Genomic DNA, 20,297 nt, shown 5'->3' on the forward strand with positions numbered 1-20,297 from the left:
AATATTTTTTCAGATCGGTGTTATGTCCTGTTCTTTTTTTTCATGATGATTACAATAGCGCCCATCAGGGATCTCAACCAAAAGATGTAGTAATGAAACAGTCCACCAGTAAATCTCTAATATTCATCCTTGCTCTACTTGTTATTTTTTGTCCGTTGGGAATAGATATTTATTTGCCCGCATTTGTCGCGATGCAACAAGGCCTTGATGTGGCTGAAAGCCAGATACAACAAACGGTTAGTATATACATGTTAACGGTTGGGCTCGGTCAACTTATTGCTGGACCACTTGCCGATAAATTTGGCAGAAAGCCAATTGCCACTGCAGGCATACTGCTTTTTACGCTAGGCGCAATTTTGGCTGTTTTCTCTCCCAACTGGGTAGGCATCATGGTTGCTAGAGCACTGCAAGGACTAGGAGCATGTGCCACATTCGTTGCTGCATTCGCAATAGTCAGAGACAGTTTTGGCCACAAAGGTGCTGGACAGATGCTCACATACCTCAACGGAATTGTCTGCTTCATCCCTGCTTTTGCTCCTCTACTTGGCGCTTGGCTTACTGTGGAATTTGGTTGGCGCAGTAATTTTATCTTCTTGAGTGGTTTTGCTGTTTTAGGCTTATTATTAACATTAATGCTCTTTAAAGAAACCAAACCAAAAAGTACTATTTACGAAGGTCACCTCCTTGATTTTAGACGCTTTTTCCCCATGCTAAAAAGTACTGAATTCATGTTTAACTCAGCACTTACAATGATTGGAATGGCGGCAATGTTAGTGTTTGTCACCACCACTCCTGGCTGGATAATGAACGAGTTAAATGGCACGGTCAGTACTTTTACATTCTGGTTTACGATTAATGCCATCATAAGTATTGTCGTCAGCTTTATTGCCCCCCACTTTATAAAACGAAACAGTCGAGGTGCCCTGTTCACCGGGTTGAGTTTATTTATTATAGGCGCTTTACTGATGTTAGGCTTGCAGCACATCCGTCACCCTGGTGCAATCATGATCCCAATGTATATTGCCTCCATTGGTTTTGCATTCACCCTTGGCGCGGCAGCAGGTAAAGCGCTCTCGGGCTTTCCCAAACAAGCAGGCACCGCCTCCGCATTGATAGGTGTTATGCAAATGAGTGGGGCGGGCGTATTAGCATTTAGTTCACAGCAATTGCTACTTGATGCTCCAGTCCAGTTAGCATTGCACTTATTAATAGCAGCACCTTTTTTACTCATCCTAACGAGCAAACTAAAAGAAAAAGTGCACCACAATAGTACATAATTCATATTATTGTCATAGTTGTATTGTTTAATTGCGTCAGACAGATATGTATATGTGGGCGTTTCAACGCAACTTCACTTGCACTCACTCAGATCAGTCCCAACCCAACCTAATTATGAGCGGGCACCATGCCCGCTTTTGTCTTTATCTAATTAGCAGCTGCATTTTCGCCTCTAGATATTTATACTATGATGTAATAACAATAATAAGATACGCTTATGTTAAATCCTGACTTCCTTATTTCATTTATCGTTGCAAGTTCCGTTATCGCAATCGCCCCCGGCCCATCAAATGCTTTTCTCATGGCGCAAACATTTACAAATGGGCGGGCTGCAGGAATGCAAAGTGCTTTGGGCTTTGCCATGGGTGGAGTAATACATACATTATTTGCAGTGATAGGACTATCAGCAGTTTTAAAAGCATCGCCTTTCGCGTACGCCACAGTGCAATATTTAGGTGCAGCCTATCTATGCTATTTAGGTTTTATGACAATTAAAGATTCATTTCTCAAGACAGATAACACCAGCGAGAAGCCCCATGTCAGTACTAAAAAGCCAAAGAATGTATTCTTGCAAGCAATGATGACTGAGGTGCTCAACCCCAAAGTTGCACTATTTTTTATTGCCTTCATCCCGCAGTTTGTTGACCCTACATTATCATCCACAACACTACAATTGGCTATCTTTGGGTTGCTCTACCCCATCTTGGCATTTCCGATTGACTGTGCTTACATTTATGGTGGTGACAAGATTGCGAGCTACTTTCGTCGCCACCCTAATGCACCACTATGGATTGATAGAGTATCAGGGGGCATTTTTATCGCGTTAGCCATTAATTTATTGCTGTAATCGAGACGATTTCGAATTGCATAAATAAAAAAGAATAAAACAAAGACATATTTTAATTGCTTCATAAAAGTCTGCAAGGTGCTATCGCTTATATTGCACGAGCAATACAAACGATAACAAGAGCAAAAACTTGATTAGCGGTATATTTGCTCCGCCCACTTAGTTAAGCCCGCTGTAACGCTGCCAAAGTTATCACCATTAAGCATAGGAATATTGCCCAATGCTTGTTGAAGCTTCGCTTTCAAAAGAGGTGACTGTGCACTGCCGCCAGTTAAGTAGATTACATCAGGTTGAGTATTTGCATCACGAATTGCTTGTTTTGCAAGCGTACAAATCTGCAATAAACTATCATCAATCGATTCCGCTAACTCATTAACCGATATCTTTTGACTAAGTGCACGCTCTATAAAACTTAAGTTTGCCTCAAAGTGTTCCGTTTCAGACAACGCTATTTTCCCCAGCTCTCCTTGCCTAACAATTTGATGTCCCAGCTTTTGCTGTTGTACTGACACTAATCGAGCCAGCTTGTCCGGCTCCGATACATCTCGAAGCATCGCTTCTAAAGAGCGCGCATTAACGTTGCTATAGAAGTCAGTTTGCAAGTGTAAATCATTAATTTTACATGCTTGCCAAAAAGGTTGGTTAGGCATAGGTAAGCCTGATCTAAGCGTACTTCCAAGCCCACACAATGGCATTAATGTATGATAAGACAGTGCTATATCTAAATCATTGCCGCCAATACGTTTTCCACTGTGTGACAAAAAGTCCTGATCACGAATACTTTTCCCTCGGTAGCTTGGTCCCATTTGGACAAATGAACAATCACTCGTCCCGCCGCCAATATCCACGACCAATACTTTTTTATCTTCAGTCAGAGAGGTTTCATAATCGATACCAGCGGCCAAAGGTTCAAACAAAAAGTCAACCTCACAAAAACCGGCGCGCTTTGCTGCGGTCGTCAAAATAGCCGTCGCTTGTTGGTTGCTTTGCTCTCCACCGATGGCTTGAAAATTAACAGGCCGACCTATCACTGTATGCGTCAGAACATAGCCTAACTGTTGCTCCGCACGGTGTTTAATTTGCATTATCATCGCGGTAGCAATATCTTCGAAAAATGCAATTTGCTGTGCTTTTAATCCAACCGCACCAAAGAATGATTTCGGCGACTTAACAAAATAACCCTCTTCAGGAAAATCAATATACTCAGTAATCGCTGCAGAGCCAATAGCCAAACCCGATTCTGCTTGGGTTAAACCTAGATCACGTCGAATAGCAGGCACCGAACGTAAAGTATTTGCGCGCTCTAAACAATACTGCTCAGCCTCACTAACACTGCGTTGTTGCAATTGCTTTGCAACGTAGTCAATAACCAATGCATTGTGTTGTGCATATAAAGTCGATGGCAAGTATGTCCGATTTGATTCTAAGTTCACCAATTTAACATCATGATTGGCCATTATACCCATCGCACAATTTGAACTACCGTAATCAAAACCAACTATCATAACAATCTCACAACACAAAAAGGTCGCGCAGAGTAACACACTTATATGCTGATTAAAATGTCGTTTTTGGCCTTATAAAAACAGCAAATCGCGGTTTACCATACTTAGTAAAACCTTGATGACGAAAGGTCACAATAGTGCCTATTTTTGGAGGGTGTGCTCTTTCATTATCGCTCAACCCTGAGCCTATTTTAAACTCAATACCTGAATCAGTTTGGACCAACAGTGCGCCTGTTTTCCCTTTATAGCGGCCCTTACCTGGCAAATGCGCGATTACTTTGGCTTCGGCATCTTGATAAGGTTTATACTTTAGTAAATTACCACTACGGCCCTGGCTGTGCTTAGCACTGCTCAAATGCAGCATCACCCCCTCCCCTCCATTACGAATCACTTTATTAAAAAAACGCTCTAATTCACTGTGGATTTCAAATCGATGCTGTATCACTGCTTTTACATGATGCTGTTTAATGTTGTCTATTAGATCACTATACGTTTGATACCGCTGACTAAATGGCTGTTCTATATTTGGTGCATCAAAAACCATGTATGTAATTTGGCGCCAATTTTCGTTATTAGGAACTCTACGGCGTACCAGTGAGCTTACATAAGCAAAATTATTGTAACCAGCCCAAAGCTCACCATCCAGCCAACGCTCAGGAAGTTGATTAGTAAACCATCGTGGTGCATAAATAATATTACCACCACGTGTTTTGAGCTGTTTCCCATCCCAAATCGCTCTTACACCATCATACTTTTCACTTATATGGTAAAAGCTAACCGGTAGTTCAGCTTGGTAACGCTTTGCCAACTGTACTGAGGTGGGTAATTCACTGGCTGAAAAACTCGAAAAGGATAGAAATAAAACAACCCATAAGATCCTTTTAATACTCATGTTAGGCTCCTTGCACTTTATGAGAATAAAATTGAAGTGTAGTGTATTTTATATAGCAGTTAAAAGCTCAATACGCTGCCAGGCTTTGAATAAATCCTTTTCTACATAGGTTGCTTTATCGAATTTCTGCGCTTGAGAATGTTTATTTGGCACGACTATGGTACGTAACTGCGCTGCATAAGCTGAAGAAAGCCCTGTACTTGTATCCTCTATTGCGATTGCCTGTTTCGCCAATTGCTCAGTTAAGGTTAATGCATACAGATATGGCTCTGGGTGTGGTTTTGGGTAACTAATATCATCTTTGCAAACAATGGCGTTAAAATACTTTAGTAAATCATAATGTTCAAGTACGGGTAAAGCTTCTGAGCGAGTGCTGCCCGTCACCAAAGCCAATTGAAACTTGTTACTGGCCAACTTTAGTACCTCTTCAGCATAGGCCATTAATGTTGGCTTTATTTCATCAGCCGTCTCAACAAATAGACGATTTTTTTGCTCAGCAAGAAATGTACTACTTGGCGCTAAACAGTGCCTTTTCTTCAAAACTTCCGCACTATTTAATGTAGGGACTCCTGAAAATTCACGACAAAATTCTAACTCGCTGTAATTTATATCAAATGGTGCAAGAACCTTCATCCAGCTATGATAATGCAACGCCTCCGAATCAACCAAAGTGCCATCAAAATCAAATAATATTACTTTAATATCCATATATGCTCCTTACTCCACTTGATAATCGTCACTTTACACTATTGAGCCAGCCCTGCTGGCGGTTCTGCACTTGCCGGGTTTCCCGTTTCAACTTCCACCAGCTCATAGCCTCGCTCTTTACGCGCAACTTTAAGCACAGGCTTATCAAATGCGGATTTTAATCGCTCTGCATCGTCTTGTAATTCAACCAATGAGCGTCCAAACGGTGCAGCTCCCGTTTCTGACCAATTACTTACTTTACCATTGACGTTATATTCAACTTCGTGAATTTGATATAACGCAGGTTCATCTTTTGTTGAATCACAAAAAATAACCCGATAATTCCAAAAACCAGCCATACTCTTTCTCTCTATATTGCGATATCCGTGACTTTATCAGCTCTGTATCACTTTTTCATTACGGATAATAAAAAACCCGCTGAAGTGCGGGCTTTTTTACTAATCATATAGTACTAAATTACATCAGTGAACTTAAAAAAAGCGCACTTTAAACTCAGCACCCACAAAACGCTCTTCATTCAACATGCCGGTATTGTTATTAAAATCAACACCACCAATCACTGTTTGCTCATCGAATAAGTTACGAACGAATACCGATGCTTCATACTCATTATCACCTTCGGCCCATGCATATCCTGCACGAACACCGGTTTCAAACAAAGCATCGCCTTTAAACTCTACCGATTCATATAAGAAAAAGTTAATTTCACTACGATACGAAACATCACCGTATACGAAGAATTCACCGCCTTCTAACTCTTTTGAATAACGTAAGGTTGCATTCGTAATCCACTCAGGTGCATGTGGTAAACTATTACCATCTAGAATTGCACGAGGCTCAGGACCATTAGGACCTTGCACCATATAAGTCGGATCTGTCACTGTACATTGATTACAAACCGCTACAGCTAAATCATTATCATTTAACTCAGTGTTATTATAGCTCAAGTTAAATGTCGCATTTAATTCATCCGTTAGCACCCATTCAGTATCAAGCTCGAAGCCATAGCCTGTGGTTTTATCGGCATTGATTAAGCGGTTAAAGTTAGCCCCACCACCAACAGCCGTTAACTGCTGATCATTCATTTGGAAGTAAAATACAGTGGCGTTCACACGCCCTTGACCATCTAATACATCTGACTTTATACCAGCCTCAATCGAGTTAATCGTTTCAGACTCAGCCACTGTCACTTCGTCACCAAATAAAATACGGCCCTGAACACTTGGCGCTCTAAAACCATTGGCAATACGTGCAAACAAATTAATGTCATCACTGTACTTATATGCCGCACTTAAGTCCCAGCTTACGTGGCTATCACTTGGATTTGCACGACCTTCTTTAAAATCGGCAGCACCTGTGAATGGTACCGGTGTTTTAGTACGCTTAGCATAAAATTCTTTTTCATCGTCAGAATAACGAAGGCCTGCTGTGACCTTTAACTTATCCGTAAACGTGTAATCTACAGAACCAAACACGGCCCACGCAGACGTATCTTGGTTTTGCACTGCATAACCATTTTGTAATCCATAATTGCGGTTAGCGGCATCATATGCCCCTGTATCAAAGCTATAACTTTCAATGGTCAACTCTTCGTCAAATAAGAACACGCCAACTTGATAGTTCACATCACCAGAGAAATTACTTGATAAACGTAACTCTTGAGTAAGTTGATCGTGATCAGGGATAACATCTGCAGTTTCTGATGAAAATGGAATAACACCTGGTCCCATTGACGGTGCAAATGCATTACCGTAACCACCATCAACATCTGCTCTAGAATAAATCTCTGCACTTTCCCATGCTGTAATAGACGTTACTGTATGCTCTTTTAAGTCCCACTCAAGCTTTAAACTAAGACCTTGTGTGTCAACTTCTTGTGTAGAACGAGAAGCTGCATCATGATAAACCACATCATTATCGTAAAGTGGATTAATGTTATTCGAGCCTTTTTCAATTAAGTTGGCACGAAACGCTATCGGGCGACCATCTAAGTCACGTACATGATAGTTAAGCAAACCAGTAAAATCGTCACCTTCATACAAGAATTGCACGCGAGCCGCTTTCTCACTGTAGCCACCTAAAGAGTTTTCTTTTTCAAACCCAGGCGCTTTAACATCGATATAATCTTCTTTATCTTGCCACAAAACCGATACGCGAGTTGAAATACGGTCTGTTAAGCCCGTACCAAATGCGCCTTCAAAATCGGTAGAGCCCTTACTGCCATAAGACAAAGCACCATAGGCATCAAATTCTTGACTTGGCTTCACTGAATCAAACTTAACAAGGCCAGCTGGTGTATTACGACCAAACAAAGTGCCTTGCGGGCCCCTCAATACCTCTACACGTTCGATATCAAAAACAGGGAAACCTTTTAAAATAGGGTTTTCTTGCACAACTTCATCCACAACCAAAGACACAGGCTGTGATGCATTCAGATCGAAGTCAGTATTTCCTAAGCCACGAACATAAAAGCGTGGGAATGTACGACCAAATGAAGATTCAACCGATAAACTCGGGATCTTTGCATTCATAAAACGAATATCCATACCCGCAGAGCTGTATGCATCCAAGTTATCGCCTTGTAAGGCAGAAACAGATACAGGCACTTCTTGTGCATTTTCAACACGCTTACGCGCAGTGATTTGTATGACTTCTAATTGATTACCTTTCGCTTGTGAAGCTTCTTCCGCTGCGATAGTAGAAAATGAAGTACCTGCTACAGCAGAGAACAACGTTGCATTAATCAGGGTAGCTAACGTAGATCTTTTCATTGCTTTCATGTTGGGTTTTAACCTTTAAATATGCACTCTTATTGTTCAACGGTATGTATGGGCGCCGTATCACGGTGGCGTGGTGCATTCAATTTTTCGCGTTTTAACGATAAACGCGGACCTCAAGTCCGAGAGTGCAAAGCGGTTTTATGAGGCTGAATGCGACGAGCACAATTATAGCAGCAATTTATATGTTTGCTGTAAATTACATCAATAATATTGAACTTTTTTTGCAATTATCGCCACACGAATTCAGACGTTTACAACATTTAGCAACAAAAACCCACAAAAGCAGGACATATGTCCTTACTAAAAAGCGCGCTAATATGGTTGTGAATTCATATTTTCTAGGTATTAGGAACAATTTTGGCTATGTTGAATTCGAAGGAAATTTTACTCATGAGGAAGCATTCCCTGTTTTGATAATAAACGATCAGGGAATATGAGCAGCTTAGCATTTAGATATAAATAACAATGCGGACACCTGTCCGCTTATGCATATTATTTTAATGGTGATTGAACTTTAAGTAAGCACCCCTTGTGTGCTTGCTCATCATAATCTATTACAGCAACAGCCGCCGTGTTAAAAATTGGCATTTTTCCAGGGCAAAGCTGATCCACGAGGTAGCTCACAATTGGCATGTGCGCCACGATTAACCAAGTATTGTACTGCGGGTGTAAACTTATCAGTGTTTCTAAATAATCGATTGCAAACGCCGCATCTCCACTTGGTATCACATCTTTGCAGGTTTCATTAAAGCCAACTTGATTTAATGTTAAGACACATTCAGCAGTTTGCTGGGCTCGTATATAAGGACTTACTAATAGAGCATCAGGCGAATAGTGAGTTTTTAACCACCAGCCCATCTCATGAGCTTGTGCTACCCCTCTTTGAGTTAATGCTCGCTGTTCATCCATGGCTTGCATTGGTACAGCTTCCCCGTGACGCATTATCAATATTGTTTTCATAACACTCCTGAGTATCGTCAATAAAAATTTGTCTACCGTCGCAGTAGCTAAATACCTCATTTGTTCGCTATATTAAAACAAACATTAGATAAACATGAAATGAATTCGCGTTCAAACACTTATGTTTGAACTGTATTAACTCTTACATCGGCGGCGCCAACTTGAAAATAAGCAGCAATGATAATCGTACCTATGAAAGCCTGACATTAAACAATGGTCTAAAAGTACTCCTTGCGAACGACGCAACAAGTGATAAGGCTGCTGCTGCACTCACAGTAAATACAGGTCACTTTGATGATCCAAGCGACCGCCAAGGCATGGCACACTTCCTTGAACACATGCTATTTCTTGGAACCGTTGAATATCCTGAGCCAGGCCACTTTTCACAATTTATTAGCCAAGCAGGCGGACAAAGTAATGCTTGGACCGGCACTGAGCACAGTAGTTATTTTTTCGATTGTCATCAACAGCATTTATACCAAGCGCTCAAATTATTCAGTGGATTCTTTATCTCTCCTTTACTAGACGCTTCTCAAACAGAAAATGAACGTAATGCCATAGATGCCGAGTTCAAAATGAAAATCAAAGATGATGGTCGAAGAATTTATCAAGTACATAAAGAAACATCGAATCCAAAGCACCCATTTACAAAGTTTTCCGTCGGCAATGAAGATACATTGGCGAACAGAGCAGTATGTATTGCAGAAGAAGTTCGCAATTTTTTTGAACTTAACTATCAAGCTCAGTGGATGACGCTCGTCATAGTCGGCCCCCAACCTTTAGATGAGCTCGAACAGTGGGCTACTAATTTATTTAGTCCTATCGTAGGGAACGGTATCAAAAAGCCGACCATATCTACACCACTATACCGAACACAAGATCTAGGCTTACTGTTACAAATAACCCCAAAAAAGCACATGCAAAAGCTCATTATTAGCTTTGCGATGCCTTGCATTGAAGGTCTCTATAAACACAAAAGTATGAGCTTTTTGGCACACCTTATTGGATATGAAGGAGAAGGCTCTTTATATTCAATTTTAAAAGCACAGGGGTGGATCAACGCACTTTCAGCTGGTGGTGGAGTCAGTGGCAGTAACTTTAAAGACTTTAATATAAGCTTTGCATTAACCGATGAAGGCATTGGCTACTATGAAGACATCGTAGAAATGACCTTTGAATATATTGCCTTGATTAAATCACAATTAAACGACTTGCCCGTTTTATATCATGATAAAAAGACACTACTTGATATTGCTTTTGACAATCAAGAGCCCAGTCGGCTACTGGACTGGGTGAGTAGTATCAGTGTCAACATGCATCACTATGAGCCACAAGACTACCTATATGGTGACTACATTATGACAGACTTTAATCATCATATTTTTGAACAACTTTGTCATTTCCTTGTCCCTCACAATATGCGCATGGTTTTGATCCATCCAAATATCACGGCAAAAAACACCGCCAAATGGTATAACACTCCTTATAGTGTCGAAATACTGTCTTCTGACTGGCTAAATGCATTAACTGACATTGACATTGCACTTCCTGAGATGATGTTGCCAAAAGTAAATCCATATTTACAGGTTGAGAATACGCTCTATGATATTCAACCTGCTAACAATATACCTGAGCTACTAAAAGACAAACCTGGCTTCTCATTCTGGTTCAAGCAAGATGTCACCTTTCGTGTTACAAAAGGTCACTTTTATATTGAAATTGATTCCCCCATTGCAGTTGCGAATGTAAAGAGTATGGCGCTTACGAGGTTATTTGCTGATTTACTCATGGATAGTATGGCTGAGCAATTCTACCCAGCTGAATTAGCTGGCTTAAATTACCATATCAGCTCTCACCAAGGAGGTTTGACTCTACACACAGCTGGATTGTCTGGCAACCAAAGTACATTGGCATTGGAGTTGTTAACCGCCATTTTAGAGCAACCAATTAGCGCTACTCGCTTTGCTGAATATAAAAAACAATTGATCCGTCATTGGAAAAACCATAATCACAACAAACCTGTAAGTGAGTTATTTGGTTTATTAGGTGCTCAACTTATGCCATGGAACCCTGACCCAATCGCGTTAGCCAAAGCGTTAAAAGGCACATGCTTTAACGAGTTCAGGCGCTTTCGCCAACAATTTTTCGAATCTATCTACATCAAAGCTTTTTTACATGGCAACTGGCAAAAAGAGCATGCTTTATCCCTACAAAAAAAAGTTCGAGGGCTATTCTCAAATAGTGAAATTCTTGAGGACTTGAAAAGACCATTAAACGTACTTGAAAAACCGCAAACACTAAAAATAAATAAACCTGATTCCGATCACGCCATGGTTGAATATATTCAAGCTCAAAGTAGTGAAATAAGTGAGAAAGTCACGTTAATGCTTATGAATCAGATCATAAACCAAGAATACTTTGACAAATTACGAACTGAGTTACAATTGGGTTATCTCGTGGGATCGGGTTATGCACCATTTAACACCCGTGCAGGAGTTGCATTTTACATCCAATCACCTAACAACGCATCTAATGCTCTAATTCAACACCATGATGAATTTATTCAAGCGTTTACAACAAATATTGCAGACATGAGTCATGAACAATGGCTAAATGCAAAAGCGGCATTACGACTACAAGTTGCAGAAAAAGATAAAAACTTAAGATTAAGAGCACAGCGGTTTTGGGTTGCGATAACCAATGACGATCACAGCTTTAGTATGCAGAAAAAGCTAATAACTGAGCTTGATAATTTAACCAAACAAGCGTTTACAGATTTTGTACTGCGCATTTTCTCTGCTGAACATCCAAAAATACGCTTGATGTGTAATTGAACTTAATGAAATAACTCGCGACAGTTGATACGATATTTTTGACTCTACAGCACGCTTCTATTAGATTAGGAGGGTAATGACTGATTATGCATCTATGATAAAGCCAATAACAAAAATATCCGTAGTCATGATGCTGTTAAGTACCGTGTATAGTAGCTCGGTTTTTGCATTAAACTTCGATGAACAAGCCTATGCCTTTAGCCCTCTTCTGGTAGGAATTTCTGCTGTCTTCCTTTTGGTTATCATTTTGCAGTATTTGTACAATAAAAAATTACAGCGTGCACATACCACACTGTCACTGTCAGAGCACCGCTTAAAAAGTACTGTCGAAGGCAGTGGAGATACTCTTTGGGATTGGAATATAGCAACAGGTGAAATAATACGCATTAATGACAAATACATGATGCACAAAAGCGAAGCTGGAGAATTTATACCCAATGCTAATCGTATTCATCCCCAAGATATTACTGTGGTCGACCGGCTATTAAAACAGCATTTCGCCGAGAAGACCGCTTTTTTTGAGGCTAGCTACCGAATAAAAGACAGCCTAGACCATTATCACTGGGTACTTGACAGAGGGAAAATAATAGAAAAAGATGGTAATCTAAACCCCCTCAGGATGACAGGTACAGTCCGTGATATTAGTCACTTAAAAAGTACCGAAGAACGCCTGAACCTTTTTGCAAAATGCGTTGAATCTCTCACTGATGCAATTGCTATCTATGACCGAAATTTTAACTTGGTCGACCTTAACCCCAGCTATTTAAAACTTTTTGGCGGTGTCAGGGCTCAATACCTTGGACGAGCATTCTCATTATCTGGGTATGACAATAGATATATCAGTGAAATCAAGACATGCTTAAAAGATACTGAGCACTGGCAAGAAGAAATTAAACTGCGCAATCATAAAGACATTTTATTACCAATTGAAATCACAATTGATGAAATCAAAAATAGCCATAGCCAAATAACCAATTATGTTGTGGTTTTTTCTGATCTAACAGAGCGAAAAAAAGCTGAGTCTCAACTACATAATTTATCCAACCGAGACCGAACGACAGGGCTCCCTAACCGGAATCTATTTTTTACCAATCTAAAAAAACTAGCCCAGCAAGGTACACATCATGCTTTATTGGTATTTGATTTAGACAACTTCAAAAAAATCAATGATTCCCTAGGGCATCAGCTAGGAGATAGTCTATTAGCCAAATTAGCGATGCGTTTAAACAAACTCGCGCGCCAACAGGATATATTTTATCGACTTGGTGGGGATGAATTCGCCTTAGTAATGTCTGGCACCAATGATATTCATACAATCACCCGCACAGCAAAGCAGTTTTTAGCAGCCATTGCTACGCCCTTTAAAATGGCCAATCACGAACTCGTGATCACTTCCTCTGTCGGTATCGTTCTATTTCCAGAAGATGGATCAACGCCAGAGATATTGCTGAAAAATGCAGACACAGCGATGTATCATGCGAAACAAAAAGGTAACCACTATTTATTTTTCAATGACTCAATGAATGAGCAGGCAGTCAAGCGGTTGCAAATTGAAAACTTAATGCGTTATGGCTTAAAAGAAGATCATTTTGTAGTTTACTACCAACCAAAAATGGATATAAAAACAGGTGAATTGGTTGGCATGGAAGCTCTGGTACGTTTTATCACACCAAAAAAAGGCATTATTAGCCCTGGCGTTTTCATACCTATCGCTGAAGAAACAGGACAAATCATAGAAATTGGTGAAGTGGTTTTGGATAAAGCGTGTAAGGATGTCAAAAACTGGATTGACCAAGATTTATTCAATGGTCGCGTTGCTGTAAATTTATCCGCAAAACAATTCAGTTTACCTGACTTAACAACTCGTATTGATGTCATCTTGCAAAAAAATCAACTTCCTTCCTATTTCCTTGAACTTGAGATAACGGAAGGCACCGTTATGGATGACCCTCAAGAAGCTATTGCGATTATGCGTTCATTAAGTGCCAGAGGTATTCACCTCGCCATCGATGATTTTGGTACTGGCTATTCCTCTTTGGCATATTTAAAGCAATTTCCGCTCAATACCCTAAAAGTGGACAAAGCATTTGTCGACGATATGAACACTGATAGAGGCCGTAATATGGTAGATTCAATAGTCACCATTGCACATAACTTAGACCTTCATGTCGTCGCAGAAGGCGTCGAACAAGCTGAGCAGTTAGTGCTATTGGAAGAACTGAACTGCCAAACCATACAAGGATACTACTATTCCAAACCTTTATCTCCAGAAGAGTTCAGCGAATTCTTACGAGGACAAAAACAACGACAAAGAAAAGAGCAGCCCAATTTAAAAGTTGTTAATTAGCGCTCACGGCAGCCACTGACAAATAGTACTATCTTGTGAACGCATAAAAGCTCTTCTATAGTGCACTCGTAGTAAACACCATGCCAATGGACCTATTATTGCCCCGATAACCACCCACCGCCTTATAGGCATTCCCATACGAGTCGTTTCAATAAACAATGCACCCGCCCCTAAAAGAGAGATGATAAAAAGCAACATATTAGCGTCCTGAGTGAAAGAGGTCCGAAGTGTACCTTAGGTATTTTTTTTGTACAAAAAAACTTTAATTGTTGCAAAATATGGCATTATTTAATTTAATAGCCATTCAATTAATTGGGAACGATTACACATTTGAAGCAGCTTCAAACTTAACATATTGAAAATGTTAAAGTAATTGCTTTTCTGTAAGAATTTTCAAATCTAGTTGATAATAATGTTGTGGTTGGAGAAGAGGTATTTCTCCATTTTAGCGGCTAAAAAGTGCTAAGTGGCCTGTAATGAAAGCTTTGGCGCATCGAGATTAAATTTAGTAATAGGAATAGTAGATAAATGATATTCGCCATTGAATCTAGCTGACAAAGGCCTAGCCTTTCATTGAAATAATTTAAATTCAATGAGCTAGATAGAAGACATTTATTTGCTTTAGTATATTTTGGTCTAAACTATCTGATAGTTTTTACTGATACTGAATTACAGTATTCTCACAATAGCTGCTAAAATTAAACCATGTAGTTTTAAATAATTAGTTACTTCAAGGACACGAGCTATGGATCAAAAGAGCGTACATAAATACTTGCAGGACAAGCCTGCAACATTTATTACCCAGCCGTTTGCGCAAGATGTCGATGTCTACAAAGTACAACATAAGATGTTTGCAACACTCTCGGAAGGGAAAGAAGGGCAGGTAAATGAAAGCGGGGAGCCTGTTTGGTGGTTAAACTTAAAATGTGATCCCGACGAAGCACTATTACTTCGAGATCAATATCCGTCAATTGTACCGGGTTATCATATGAATAAGCGGCTTTGGAATACCATTATACTTGATGGTTCAGTTCCTGAAGTTGAAATATGTCGTATGATTGATACGTCATATGACATTGTAGTTGACAATTTACCAACAGCTCAGAAAGAAGCGTTATTAAAGATGGTTCAATCTTAGAGCAGTTTTTGATAACGTCGTGGTTTCCCTCGCAGCTATTGCGAGGGCCATTTTCTCATTCTTTAAAATGTATATAAATGTCGATTGGCGATTTCGATATTTCCATTATCCCTTAGAAAATTTTCCATCTGCTGCTCACACCCATTCGGCATTCTCGTCGAATCAACTTCATAATTCAGCTGAGCTGCATGAATACTCGTTTGTTCACACAAAGCCAGTAACTTTGGATCTCTGACATGCCTATTTAATTTAGCAAGTTTAAGCACATCGTGACAATGACTGAATCGTGCTACGCCTTTAAATTTAAAGTGCTCCGTTATATATTTCTTGGAAATTTTTAATAAGCCATCCATTACGTCATAATAAAACTGATTTGCATCTTGCTTTGATGTGACCAAATATAGTTGACATGCATTAAATTCAGGTAATTCATCATCACTCCCAGACAAAGATAGCACTATCAATACTTTTTCAGCATCCACTGCCATATAACTTTCAAGGGTGAAAGACCGCCCTAAAAAGTGAAGTGTTTTTAGAGTTTCTTTGACTTTATCCTCGGTTAAAGAGGATGCGGTGTCGCGCAGCAAGTAAGCAGCTTGCGTAATTAAAGGCATATCTTGGTGGTTATTCAAAGGCGTGGTCGTTGCGCCGTCACACTGTAAAGTTAAACGCTCTCTGATCTCATGCTCTCTCGCAACATATAAAGCCAAGAATGCGGTTTGTAATAGCTCAGATGTAGGAAGGTTCACCTCCACTGGCCAACTGCGCCCGAATAGTAACTTTTTACTCTTTTTTTGATAATTATCGCTGCTGAGCATTGCTACTTGTATTTGTAGCTGCCCATTATTTTCACTCGCGACTAAACGATAACTTGGATCAAAGGTTACCTCAGACAATAATGTCTGCACACTGTCTAGTGTATGATGATACTTTAAGAAGTGCTGAGGCGTTACCTCTATCTCACTTGTTAATTGAACGGTTGGCGCATGATTTATAGCGCACTCATAATCCTGAAGTATCTGCATCTTTGAATTGGCAATCTCCATACTCTCCTACTCACTATTCTTAACTAGCGACAAAAATACGCTTATGCGAAGGCAAATAGATCATTTGAAACAACCTATTTATTTTATAAGTGTCTTGAGTATTAACCGTAAAAATGACTTTTTTATTTCAAATCATAACTATTTTTAAAAGAAGCGATGTAAAAATGAACGTTGTTCTTTATTTGTGACACAACAATCACATAGAGCCGATGCAAGTTCTGCGTATTACTGCTATCAAGTATTGGCGTGTATAAAAAAGTCAAAGATGGGCCCTCAAAGCCCATGTTCAATTGCGTATTAGAAAAGTTCTGCATTAAGCCACAAATGCATTGCAATACTTGCGATATAACCGAGTGCGATAACTGGAGCCCATTTTAAATGCCCAAAAAAGGTATAGTAGCCTCGAGCCTGTCCCATTAATGCCACTCCTGCTGCTGAGCCAATTGACAGTAAGCTCCCGCCAACACCTGCGGTTAATGTAATGAGTAGCCATTGCCCATGCGACATCTCAGGCTGCATCGACAATACAGCAAACATAACAGGAATATTATCAATAACAGATGATATGACCCCTAAAAATACATTCGCCGATGTCGCAGACCACCCTCCATAGAGTAATTCTGACATAAGGCTTAAATAACCTAAGAACCCTAAACCTCCAACACACATCACAATGCCATAAAAGAATAACAACGTGTCCCATTCAGCTCTAGATACTTTACTGAACACATCAAATGGTACAACACTGCCTAATTTTGCTAATCGTTCTTTGTCTCCGCTTTGCTCTGCCTGAGCTCTTTTACGAGCTAAAGAACCAGGCAAAGTCACCCTTAAAAAATAGCCAAAAAATTGTAAGTACCCTAGCCCCATCATCATGCCCAATACAGGCGGCAAATGTATAAAGGTATGACATGCAACCGCGGTTGCAACTGTTAGTAAAAACAACGTTAAGATCCGCAATGCCCCTCGCTTTAGCTCGACTTCTTCGTAGACGGCACTAGGCTGCTTATCTTCAACATAAAAACTCATAATTGCGGCGGGTACCAAATAGTTAACAAGAGATGGGAAAAACAATACTAAAAACTCATTAAAATGAACTAAACCCGCTTGCCAAACCATCAATGTTGTAATATCTCCAAACGGGCTGAATGCGCCACCAGCGTTTGCCGCTATCACTATATTTATACAGCTTAAATTAATAAACCGCTTGTCCCCTTCCGCCACCTTCATGACCACGGCACACATCAATAGCGCTGTTGTTAAGTTGTCTGCGATAGGAGAAATAAAAAATGCTAAAAACCCTGAAATCCAAAACAAGTTTTTATAGCTAAAGCCTTTTCTAATCATCCACGCTCGGAGAGAATCAAAAACCTTACGCTCTTCCAGTGCATTGATATAAGTCATCGCAACGAGTAAAAAGAGCATCAACTCTGCAAATTCTAATAAATTATGGCGAAAAGCTTCTTCAGTTATATGGGGGGAGCCATGGTTAACATAAAATCCACCTATTAAAATCCAGATGAGGCCAGCAGCAACTAATACGGGCTTCGACTTACGTAAGTGTAATTTTTCTTCAAGCATGACTAACGTGTACGCAGCAATGAAAATGCCTATACATAGCATCCCTACATTTGATGTAGTTAAATCAAGTTTCTCTGCACCAGCCCACGCGGTATTAGACACCCCAAACATGGTAGCCAGTATCATCCCAAGCTTTAATCCCCAAATCCTCATTTATATACCTATTAAATTTTATATTGAAAAAATGTTAAATTTTAAAGCTCAGAAGATAGCATAGATTTTAATCGTGCCAATTGTACACAAGTCTAAATTTACTGGTTTATTATCGAATTCATGAGGAATATTGCGTTTAATGGTAGGGGTTTGTCAGAGCCCATTAGGATGGGCTCAAAAATGCATTATTTGGCAGTCAATTTCTCGATACCTAAAATAAGTATTAAGCCCAATATAGCCAAACCAACACATAACCATGTCTGCGGCTCCTGCCCCACCAAATTTGCGTAATCAAGTGGAGATATATTCTGTTGGTTTAAGGGTTTTTCAACACCACTTGAGCTGATATACGTTGAGACCACCATCTTCCATGGCCATAACAAGTTTAAGGACCCCAGTAAGAATCCGGCCAATAACGCAAACGTTACCTCTTGGTATGATGCGAGTAACCAAGAAAGAACTCGAGAAAACAATATTAAACCAACAACACAGCCCATCATAAATAGCGCGATTAGTGATATTTCTTGATGAGTAATGGCTGATAATACGTGACCATACATTCCCAATAGTAACAAAATAAAGCTACCTGAAATTCCAGGTAAAATCATGGCACAAATAGCAATAGCGCCAGCAATAAAATAAAGCCACCAATGTGGCTCTGCTTCGGTAGGAGCCAGTGATGTGATAATCACAGCAATAATAGCCCCTGTAATACAGCTCACAATAGTACCTAACTGCCATCGTTTAACTTGCTTAGCTATAAATATAAAAGAGGCCAAAATCAAGCCAAAAAAGAATGACCACACTAGCAATTGGTGATTTGATAGCAAGTAAGTAATCACTTTAGCCAAAGATACAGCGCTGGTTATTAAACCAGCAAAAACAGCTACCAAGAAACTACCATCAATATAGTCCCAGCTTGCTTTAACGCCATGCCGTCTCAATAATGCGATGGCTTCGAAATTTACACTTTTTATCGCACTTAAAAATCGAGCATAGATCCCAGTAATAAATGCTACAGTCCCACCCGACACTCCTGGCACAACATCAGCTGCCCCCATGCCTGCGCCTTTTAAAAATAAAAAAATATAGTCTCGTTTAGAATCAGACCGTTTTGTCACTGACGAACTCTCCGTATAAAATGAAATGCAAGTGTAACTCAGAAAAATACTGTTATAATTAGATCTTATCCTGATTATGGCACGACGAACAGCGAAGCTATACGTAATTATGTGTCAAACTTTTAGGTGAGCGACTCATTAATGATCGAAGACATTAACTTGAGCACCGCCACGGCGCTTAGCTTGCAGTAACGCTTCATCAACCAACGTAAGTAAATGCTGACTATCAGACTGAGCATCTCCCCATACTACCCCCATACTTACGGAGACTGAATAGGCCGAAAGAGCAACGCTTTTAGTGATACATCGATAAACTTCATCAGCAAAGCTTGGGAGCATTTGACGGCTAATACATGGAGCAATAATTAATAACTCCTCACCGGCCCAACGCGCGAGTACTGCGTGGTTATAATGACGCATTAACGCATTACCAACTTGCTTTAGTATTTCATCCCCCACTTCATAACCATACAATTGATTGATCTGTTTAAAATTATCAAAATCGATAAATACAACAGCGGCTTCAGTGTAGATTTGTGGCATATGCGCCATTTTTAACTGCGCCCCTCTGCGATTTAATAAGCCTGTCAAGCTATCATGAAATGACAGGTATTCAATCTCGACATAAAACAATTGTGCTTCTTTCCAACGCCGATAAGAAAATAAGGCGAAGGTTACTGTCAGTGAAAAGCATAAGGGAATAAACTCGTCTAACTCTAAATCTTCATGGGACCTTGAAAAGTGATAAAGCCACTCTAATGTGTCATAACTTGAAAAAATGAAAAAGCAAAGAATATTGACAACAAAAAGAATGAATAACTCTTGCCTGTAGTTGATTTTTAAAGGCTTCATACGGCCAGACAACATAAAAATACTCTCTCAACAATACAGATATAATGACTATCTTGCCTATATACCCTGCAACAGGACCGCTTATGGAAACACAGAATAAATCGATATACAACAATGTACATTATTATTTTTTCGTGTGTTCTGCTAAATAATAACGTACTTATGCCGATAACTTATCAAACCCTAGCAGCTACGAAGTATTATGTCTCAGCGAATTATAAACCTTTTCTTATTAATATGTGCACTAGTACTATG

Annotated in this window: 16 protein-coding genes; 5 read left to right on the forward strand and 11 right to left on the reverse strand. The window is 39.8% G+C overall.

Features of this window, described 5'->3' with window-relative positions; genetic code table 11:
• Window positions 1-92: 92 nt before the first annotated feature.
• Window positions 93-1,277: a multidrug effflux MFS transporter gene (locus PAUR_RS14140; protein WP_192508325.1), complete on the forward strand. Its 1,185-nt coding sequence runs from the start codon at window positions 93-95 to the stop codon at window positions 1,275-1,277.
• Window positions 1,278-1,495: 218 nt separating this feature from the next.
• A complete protein-coding gene (locus tag PAUR_RS14145) occupies window positions 1,496-2,125 on the forward strand; it encodes a LysE family translocator (RefSeq protein ID WP_192508326.1) in 630 nt (209 codons plus the stop codon).
• Between the two features lie 134 nt (window positions 2,126-2,259).
• Here PAUR_RS14145 and yegD read toward each other — a convergent pair whose 3' ends face one another.
• The 6 genes from yegD to sixA form a co-directional block, all read right to left on the reverse strand.
• A complete protein-coding gene (gene yegD / locus PAUR_RS14150; RefSeq protein WP_192508327.1) occupies window positions 2,260-3,630 on the reverse strand; it encodes a molecular chaperone in 1,371 nt (456 codons plus the stop codon).
• Window positions 3,631-3,682: 52 nt separating this feature from the next.
• A complete protein-coding gene (locus tag PAUR_RS14155; protein ID WP_192508328.1) occupies window positions 3,683-4,522 on the reverse strand; it encodes a DNA ligase in 840 nt (279 codons plus the stop codon).
• Between the two features lie 48 nt (window positions 4,523-4,570).
• Window positions 4,571-5,230 (reverse strand): HAD family hydrolase, encoded by a 660-nt coding sequence (locus PAUR_RS14160; protein WP_192508329.1) that lies wholly within the window; start codon window positions 5,228-5,230, stop codon window positions 4,571-4,573.
• Window positions 5,231-5,268: 38 nt separating this feature from the next.
• Entirely contained in the window at window positions 5,269-5,568 is a 300-nt protein-coding gene (locus tag PAUR_RS14165; protein ID WP_192508330.1) for a hypothetical protein, read from the reverse strand.
• Window positions 5,569-5,700: 132 nt separating this feature from the next.
• Window positions 5,701-8,010 (reverse strand): TonB-dependent receptor, encoded by a 2,310-nt coding sequence (locus PAUR_RS14170; RefSeq protein WP_192508331.1) that lies wholly within the window; start codon window positions 8,008-8,010, stop codon window positions 5,701-5,703.
• A gap of 492 nt (window positions 8,011-8,502) precedes the next feature.
• Window positions 8,503-8,970, reverse strand: coding sequence for a phosphohistidine phosphatase SixA (gene sixA, locus PAUR_RS14175; protein ID WP_192508332.1), 468 nt, complete (start codon window positions 8,968-8,970; stop codon window positions 8,503-8,505).
• Between the two features lie 161 nt (window positions 8,971-9,131).
• Between sixA and PAUR_RS14180 the strand changes: the two genes are divergently transcribed.
• Both PAUR_RS14180 and PAUR_RS14185 read left to right on the forward strand, forming a co-directional pair.
• The gene (locus PAUR_RS14180) at window positions 9,132-11,804 is read left to right on the forward strand and encodes an insulinase family protein (protein WP_192508333.1); all 2,673 of its coding nucleotides are present in this window, start codon (window positions 9,132-9,134) and stop codon (window positions 11,802-11,804) included.
• Window positions 11,805-11,898: 94 nt separating this feature from the next.
• Window positions 11,899-14,151: a putative bifunctional diguanylate cyclase/phosphodiesterase gene (locus tag PAUR_RS14185; RefSeq protein WP_192508584.1), complete on the forward strand. Its 2,253-nt coding sequence runs from the start codon at window positions 11,899-11,901 to the stop codon at window positions 14,149-14,151.
• A 3-nt stretch (window positions 14,152-14,154) separates the two neighbouring features.
• Here the strand turns inward: PAUR_RS14185 and PAUR_RS14190 are convergent, their stop codons facing one another.
• Complete coding sequence (locus tag PAUR_RS14190; RefSeq protein ID WP_192508334.1) at window positions 14,155-14,349, reverse strand: hypothetical protein; 195 nt, start codon at window positions 14,347-14,349, stop codon at window positions 14,155-14,157.
• A gap of 547 nt (window positions 14,350-14,896) precedes the next feature.
• On the opposite strand from PAUR_RS14190, the gene PAUR_RS14195 reads away from it, so the two are divergent.
• Window positions 14,897-15,289, forward strand: a complete 393-nt coding sequence (locus tag PAUR_RS14195; RefSeq protein WP_192508335.1) for an MmcQ/YjbR family DNA-binding protein — start codon at window positions 14,897-14,899, stop codon at window positions 15,287-15,289.
• 62 nt (window positions 15,290-15,351) lie between these two features.
• Here the strand turns inward: PAUR_RS14195 and PAUR_RS14200 are convergent, their stop codons facing one another.
• The 4 genes from PAUR_RS14200 to PAUR_RS14215 form a co-directional block, all read right to left on the reverse strand.
• The gene (locus PAUR_RS14200) at window positions 15,352-16,335 is read right to left on the reverse strand and encodes a hypothetical protein (protein ID WP_192508336.1); all 984 of its coding nucleotides are present in this window, start codon (window positions 16,333-16,335) and stop codon (window positions 15,352-15,354) included.
• A 297-nt stretch (window positions 16,336-16,632) separates the two neighbouring features.
• Window positions 16,633-18,042 carry a sodium:proton antiporter NhaD gene (nhaD, locus tag PAUR_RS14205; protein ID WP_192508585.1) on the reverse strand — a complete coding sequence of 470 codons (1,410 nt, stop codon included), beginning with the start codon at window positions 18,040-18,042 and terminating at the stop codon, window positions 16,633-16,635.
• Window positions 18,043-18,254: 212 nt separating this feature from the next.
• Complete coding sequence (locus tag PAUR_RS14210; RefSeq protein WP_192508586.1) at window positions 18,255-19,130, reverse strand: DUF368 domain-containing protein; 876 nt, start codon at window positions 19,128-19,130, stop codon at window positions 18,255-18,257.
• A 198-nt stretch (window positions 19,131-19,328) separates the two neighbouring features.
• Window positions 19,329-20,057, reverse strand: a complete 729-nt coding sequence (locus tag PAUR_RS14215; protein WP_192508337.1) for a GGDEF domain-containing protein — start codon at window positions 20,055-20,057, stop codon at window positions 19,329-19,331.
• Window positions 20,058-20,297: the final 240 nt, after the last annotated feature.

Origin of the sequence: Pseudoalteromonas aurantia 208 (assembly GCF_014858725.1) — a bacterium.
Classification (GTDB): Bacteria; Pseudomonadota; Gammaproteobacteria; order Enterobacterales; family Alteromonadaceae; genus Pseudoalteromonas; species Pseudoalteromonas aurantia.